Raw genomic sequence first — 6,125 nt, forward strand, 5'->3', positions numbered from 1 at the left:
GTTTTCAGGTAGCCTTTGCCGTGTGCGGAGGCTACCTGAAAATTTGCGCTCAATCGGTTTCCGCCATTTCCAGCGCCTGCTTGATATCCACGGCCACGATGCGGGACACGCCTTTTTCCTGCATGGTCACGCCGATGAGCTGCTCGGCCATCTCCATGGTGAGGCGGTTGTGGGAAATATACAGAAACTGGGTTTGCGCGCTCATTTCTTTCACCAGCTTGCAGAAGCGGCCGGTGTTGGCGTCATCCAGCGGGGCATCCACTTCGTCGAGCAGGCAGAAGGGGGCGGGGTTGAGGCTGAACAGGGCGAATACGAGGCTCATGGCGGTGAGGGCTTTTTCGCCGCCGCTCAAGAGGTGGATGGTGCTGTTTTTCTTGCCGGGCGGGCGCGCCATGATGGAAACGCCGGCGCTGAGCAAGTCGTCGCCCGTCATATGCAGCGCGGCTTCGCCGCCGCCGAACAGGGTGGGGAAGAAGGTTTGCATTTTGGCGTTTACGGCATCGAAGGTGGTTTGGAAGCGCTGCTTGGTTTCGCCGTCGATTTGGGCGATGGCTTCTTCCAGCAGTTCGATGGCGGATTGCAGGTCTTGGCGCTGGGTTTGGTAGTAGCCGTCGCGCTCGCGGGCTTCGGCCAGCTCTTCGAGCGCGGCCAGGTTCACGGCGCCGAGGGCTTGGATGCGGCGGGACAGGCTGTCGATTTGCTGCGGCCAGTCTTTTTTCAGGTAGCCTGCCTGCTGCTCGGCTTCGAGTGCGGGCAAATCGGCTTGGCGAGCTAATAAATTGTCGTGGAAGTGTTTGGCGTTGAGCAGGGCTTCCTGCTGTTGCAGCAGGGCGGTTTGGGCGGCGGCCTGCCATTGGGGCAGTTCGGCGGCCAGCGCCTGCTGGCGGGCGTATTGCTCGCGCCCCTGCTCTTGGGTGGCGGCCAGCTGGGCGGCGGCGGCCTGCATTTGCTCTTCCAGCGCGAAGGCGGATTCGGCAAGCGCTTCCAGCTGAAGGCGCTGTTCGTCTTCGCTGTCTTCGGCGTAGGTGAGGGCGAGCTCGTGCTGGCGCTGCTGCCAGTCGGCTTTCTGCTGCACCAGCGCGGCCATGCGGCTGCCGAGATAGTGCAGCTGCTGTTGCTGGCGCTGGGCTTCGATTTCGGCGGCGTTGCGGTGTCGGGCGGCTTCGAGCACGGCCTGCTGGGCTTGGCGCAGGGCTTGCTGCGCCTGCCGGCTGTGTTCGGCCTGCTCGCGGCTGCCTTCTTCCAGCTCGGACAGGGCTTCTTTGAGCGCGGTATTTTCTTCGGCCAAGAGTTCGGCGGCGAGGCTCAGTTCTTCGATTTCCTGCGCCAATTGCGCCTGCTCTTGGGCGATGTGCTGGCGGCGCTGCTGCTCTTGGGCGGCACGGGCGGCCTGTTCGCCGGCCTGCTGGCGGGCGGCGGCGAGCTCGGCGGCAAGGCGGCGCTGTTCGCTTTGCGCTTGGCGCAGCGCGGCTTCGGCTTCGGCCTGCTGCTGTGCCAGCTTGCGGGCTTCGGCTTGGGCTACCTGAAATTTCGGCTGCCATTCGGCCAGCTGGGCGGCGAGCTCGTCGTGGCGGCTGTGCAGGCGCATTTGGCGGCCGGCGCCGGCTTCATGGTGCAGCAGCACGCCGAGGCGGTCGATGCGGTGGCCTTGCGGAGTGAGCCATTCTTGGCCGGGCTCGAGGCGGCTGCGGTGGGCGAGGGCGTAGTCTAAATCGGGGGCGCACAGGATGCCTTCGAGCCAATGGGCGAGGGCTACCTGAAAAGGCGGCTCGGCCTGGATTTGGTGGATTAGGGCTTGGGCGGGGCTGGCGGTGCGGTGGGCATGGGCTTCGCGGCTGAACCAGGCGGCGGCGGCTTCGGGCAGCGGAGAAGGCGGCCGGAAATCGGCGGGCAGCGCGCGGGCGTTGAGCCGCTCGCCGAGCACGGCGGCCAGCGCGCCCTGCCAGGCTTCGGGCACGCGGATGTGCTGCCACAGGGCGGGGGTTTCGGCTTGGCCGCTGCCCTGCCAGAAGTCGTGGCCGGCCTGCTCGGCCAGGAGGGCGGCGAGGGTGTGCTGCTCGGCTTGGGCGGCTAGGATGCGGCGTTCCTGTTCCTGCTCGTGTTCGCGGGCGGCTTGCAGGGCGGTTTTCAGGTAGCCTGTTTGCTCTTCTAGTTGTTGCAGCTGCTGCTCGCCGCGTTGGTATTGCCCGGCAAGGGCTTCGGTGTGCACTTGGGCGGCAGCGGGCGCGGCGCCGTCGGCGGGCGCGAGGGCGGCGGTTTCTTGCTGCAACCTGGCTTGGCGCTCTTGCAGCCGGCCGATATTTTGCCGGCTGTGTTGCAGCTGCTGCTGTTTGAGGGCGAGCTCGCGGCGCAGTCGGTCGGCTTCGTCGCGGCGGCTTTGCTGCTGCTCGGCGGCTTGGCGGCCGGCGCTTTCAAGCGCGGGCAGTTGTTCTTCGAGGGCGTCGGCTTCGGCGCTGAGGAGCTCAAGCTGCGCTTGCTGTTCGGCGGCGGCTTGGGCGGCGGCGCGGTGTTGCTGCTGGAGCTCGCTGTGTTCGCTGTCGATTTTTTGGATGGCGGCTTGGGCGGCGGCCTGCTCGCGCTCGAGGCGCTGGCGCTGGCTTTGCCGGGAGCGGATTTGTTCTTCGAGGCGGGCGCTTTGCTCGCGCAGGAGGGCGTGTTGCTGGTTCAGCCGGTATTGCTCGGCCTGCTGGTTTTGCTCGGTTTGGCGCAGCATGTGCACGGCGTCGCCGAGGGCTTGGTTTTGGCGGGCGAGCTCGTCTTGGCGGGCGCGGGCGTGTTCGTGGGCTTCGGCGGCTTGGTCGGCGGCGGCAAGGGTGTGCCGCCATTGGGTGAAGTCGTGCTGGTTTTGGGCGTGGTTGAGCTCGGCGGTGAGGCTACGGTAGCGTTCGGCGGCGGCGGCCTGGCGTTGGAGTTTTTCCACTTGCCGGCCGAGCTCGGCTTGCAGATCGCCGAGGCGCTGGAGGTGTTCGCGGGTGTCGCGCAGGCGGTTTTCGGTTTCGCGGCGGCGTTCTTTATATTTGGATACGCCGGCGGCTTCTTCGATGTGGGCGCGCAGCTCTTCGGGGCGGGCTTCGATGATGCGGGCAATCATGCCCTGTTCGATCACGGCATAGCCGCGCGCGCCCACGCCGGTACCGAGGAAGAGGTCGGTGATGTCGCGGCGGCGCACTAGCTGGCCGTTGATGTAGTAGCTGGATTCGCCTTGGCGGTTGAGCTGGCGGCGGATGCTGATTTCGCCGTATTGCCCCCATGCGCCTTGCAGGCTGCCGTCGGCATTGCTGAATACGAGCTCCACGGAGGCGCGGGGGGCAGGGCGTCGGGTGGCGGCGCCGTTGAAGATGACGTCTTGCATGCTTTCGCCGCGCAGCTGTTTGGCGGAGGCTTCGCCCAGCACCCAGCGCACGGCGTCGATGACGTTGGATTTGCCGCAGCCGTTAGGCCCGATCACGGCCACGAGCTGGCCGGGAACGTGGATGGTGGTGGGATCGGTGAAGGATTTGAAGCCGGCCAGTTTGATGTGGGTTAAACGCATGAAGGGTGTGGAAAAAACGGAACGCGGTATTTTATCGGAAGCGGGTGGGAGAGGCTACCTGAAAACATCCGCTGCTTTACGGATAAGTTTTCAGGTAGCCTTTTGCTGTTTCTTGCGGCGCAAACGCTGCCTGCGGGCGCGCCGATACCAGGCGATGCTCAGCCACAGCCACAATCCCCAAGCCACCAAGGCAGCGCGTGTCCAGCCGCGCGCATAACACCGCCACTGCTCGGCTTCCTGCTGCGGGCTGAATTCGGCACGGTATTGGCGCACGATGCCGTCTTTGGTGTAGTCCAGCTCGGTGATCACGCGGTAGCTCAGCCCCGGCCCGCACCACGCGCTGCATCGGCAGGCGCTCTTCCCGCTGCCACAGCTCTTCATCGTATTGGCAGAGCGGGTCGGCCGGGTTGCGGCAATCCAGATTGAGCTGCGTGCCGTCTCTGCCGTACGAATGGTGCCGGCGATATGCGGATTGTCGTCATCGTCATACCATTGGCGCCGCGTCAGTTCGCCGCTGCCATAGCGCACATAGGATACGGGCGTGCGCAAATGCTGCCAGCGCTTGTGGTTTTCCGCCGCCGACACCAAGGCGCCCATACCCACGCCTGCGGCTACCAACATGCCGCTCAGCTAAAGCCAAGGCAGGCTGAATTGAATCTTCGCAAAATCGCGGTTCAGTCGCTCTTTGTTCTGTTGTATCTGCCGTATGGTGTGAAAAAAATTGCCCATCCCGCCTCCTGTATTTCAGCAGCCAAATTGTATAGCGAAACAAGCAAGATAAACCATGCATGGGCTTAAGGCTACCTGAAAACTGCCGACTGACCAACCCAAAACCGTCCGCCAAACGATAGATTTGTTTTTGCCAAACGATAGCATTTTGTAATACAATGCCCCGTCTTGAGTAACAACTCATTTACTATTGAAATCAATGGATAAGCAAAAGAAACTCGTTACCGTAATGGTGCTGGACGAACAGCACACCGAAACCTTTGTGATCGAAGAATCACGGCTGCGTGCCATCAAACCCACCATTATCGGGCTTTCCCTCGCCACGGCAGCGCTACTGGCCGGCCTGCTGGCGCTAGGCTGGCGCTACTACCAAAGCTACCATCAATTTGCCCAACAGCAGGCGCAAACGCAACAGCTCGCCCAAGAAATCGAAGACTTGAAAGAAGCGCGTTCCGCCGAAGTTTCCGCCAAACTCAACCAGCTGGCGCAATCGGAAAAAGCCGTAGCCGAGCTGCGCGAATATCTGCGCCAGCGCGGCGCCAACGTGCCCTCGCCGCCACCGCCCAAATCCGAAGATGGCAAACCCATCAGCCAGGCCGGCGGCCCGGTCAGCATCCTGCCGCCGGCCGATACGCCGGAGTTCAGCCAAATCATCGAACAACTGCTGAAAGCCGCCCGTAGCATGCCGCTCGGCCGCCCCGCACAAGGCGGGCTGTCTTCCGGCTTCGGCCCGCGGCACAACCCGTTTAGCGGGCGTGGCAGCGAATTCCACCACGGCTTAGACTTTCGCGGCAACATCGGCGACCCAGTGCGCGTCACCGCCAACGGCACGGTGGAATTTGCCGGCACCATGAACGGCTACGGCCAAGTAGTGAAAGTGCGCCACGGCTACGGCTACAGCACGGTGTACGGCCATTTGTCGCACATCGACGTGCAAACCGGGCAAACGGTTAAAGCCGGCGACCTCATCGGCAAACTCGGCTCCACCGGCCGCTCCACCGGCCCGCACCTGCACTACGAAGTGCGCCTGAACAACGAACCGCATGATCCCGCAGGCTTCCTCAGCCTCGCCAAATAATCCTTATCCCTTCCTTCCAGCCAAATCACGGAGAAATAACCATGTTTAAAGACAAGAAAGAACGTTCCCAACCCACCGGCAACGCACCCAGCGCCATCGATACCATCATCGGCGCCCAATGCCGGATTCAGGGCGACATCCTGAGCCAGCAATCGGTAAAGATTGAAGGCCAGATTCAAGGCAATGTGCAGGCCGGCGGCACAGTGATTATCGGCGACAAAGGCGCGGTAAACGGCGATATCCGCGGCAGCGAATTGGTGGTATTCGGCAAAACCGAAGGCTTGATCGAAGTGAAAAAACTCCACCTGAAGCCGAACGCCCGGGTAACCGGCAACATCCGCACCCAATCGCTGCAAGTGGAAGACGGCGCCGTTTATACCGGCGACATCCGCATGGACCGCAACGCCGGCAACGCCACCCTGCCCCCCGCCGGCAGTCCCGACAAGGCCATCGCCCCACCTGAGAAAGCAGCAGGCAAATAAGTCCAAGCCTGTTCGCTGTTTTCCCCATACAGCATAAGCAAAGGCTACCTGAAACTTTTCAGGGCCTTTGGCTGCTTTGCCTCGTATAAACTGAACCACAACTCGCCGCCGCTACATATTCTCCCCTACTTTATTCCTCAAGATTTTCTCTGAAATTCGCTTGTCCCCCACAAGGAAACACCCCGGCTGATTAAGCCGGGGTGTCGGAATAGGTGTTTGGCAGTGTCCTACTTTCGCACGGGTATCCGTACTATCATCGGCGCTGGTTCGTTTCACGGTCCTGTTCGGGATGGGAAGGCGTGGG

Annotated in this window: 4 protein-coding genes and 1 rRNA gene; 2 read left to right on the plus strand and 3 right to left on the minus strand. The window is 62.6% G+C overall.

All coding sequences use genetic code 11. From position 1 onward, the window contains the following. Positions 1 to 49 precede the first annotated feature (49 nt). Both smc and A7P95_RS09800 read right to left on the minus strand, forming a co-directional pair. Entirely contained in the window at positions 50 to 3,532 is a 3,483-nt protein-coding gene (smc, locus tag A7P95_RS09795) for a chromosome segregation protein SMC (protein ID WP_067594680.1), read from the minus strand. 90 nt (positions 3,533 to 3,622) lie between these two features. Next, entirely contained in the window at positions 3,623 to 4,153 is a 531-nt protein-coding gene (locus A7P95_RS09800; RefSeq protein ID WP_067594684.1) for a hypothetical protein, read from the minus strand. Between the two features lie 307 nt (positions 4,154 to 4,460). Between A7P95_RS09800 and A7P95_RS12365 the strand changes: the two genes are divergently transcribed. Continuing rightward, the gene (locus A7P95_RS12365; RefSeq protein WP_067594687.1) at positions 4,461 to 5,339 is read left to right on the plus strand and encodes a M23 family metallopeptidase; all 879 of its coding nucleotides are present in this window, start codon (positions 4,461 to 4,463) and stop codon (positions 5,337 to 5,339) included. 41 nt (positions 5,340 to 5,380) lie between these two features. Next, complete coding sequence (locus A7P95_RS09810; RefSeq protein WP_067594690.1) at positions 5,381 to 5,821, plus strand: bactofilin family protein; 441 nt, start codon at positions 5,381 to 5,383, stop codon at positions 5,819 to 5,821. Positions 5,822 to 6,035: 214 nt separating this feature from the next. Here the strand turns inward: A7P95_RS09810 and rrf are convergent. Then, positions 6,036 to 6,125 (minus strand): 5S ribosomal RNA (rrf, locus tag A7P95_RS12520); the annotation flags it as partial.

This window comes from Eikenella longinqua (genome assembly GCF_001648355.1).
In the GTDB taxonomy this organism is placed as follows: Bacteria; Pseudomonadota; Gammaproteobacteria; order Burkholderiales; family Neisseriaceae; genus Eikenella; species Eikenella longinqua.

What these genes read in the sequence shown, in the direction of transcription:
- smc (WP_067594680.1), bottom strand. Translation starts at nt 3,532, where the DNA reads ATGCGTTTAACCCACATCAAACTGGCCGGCTTCAAATCCTTCACCGAT.
- A7P95_RS09800 (WP_067594684.1), bottom strand. Translation starts at nt 4,153, where the DNA reads ATGTTGGTAGCCGCAGGCGTGGGTATGGGCGCCTTGGTGTCGGCGGCG.
- A7P95_RS12365 (WP_067594687.1), top strand. Translation starts at nt 4,461, where the DNA reads ATGGATAAGCAAAAGAAACTCGTTACCGTAATGGTGCTGGACGAACAG.
- A7P95_RS09810 (WP_067594690.1), top strand. Translation starts at nt 5,381, where the DNA reads ATGTTTAAAGACAAGAAAGAACGTTCCCAACCCACCGGCAACGCACCC.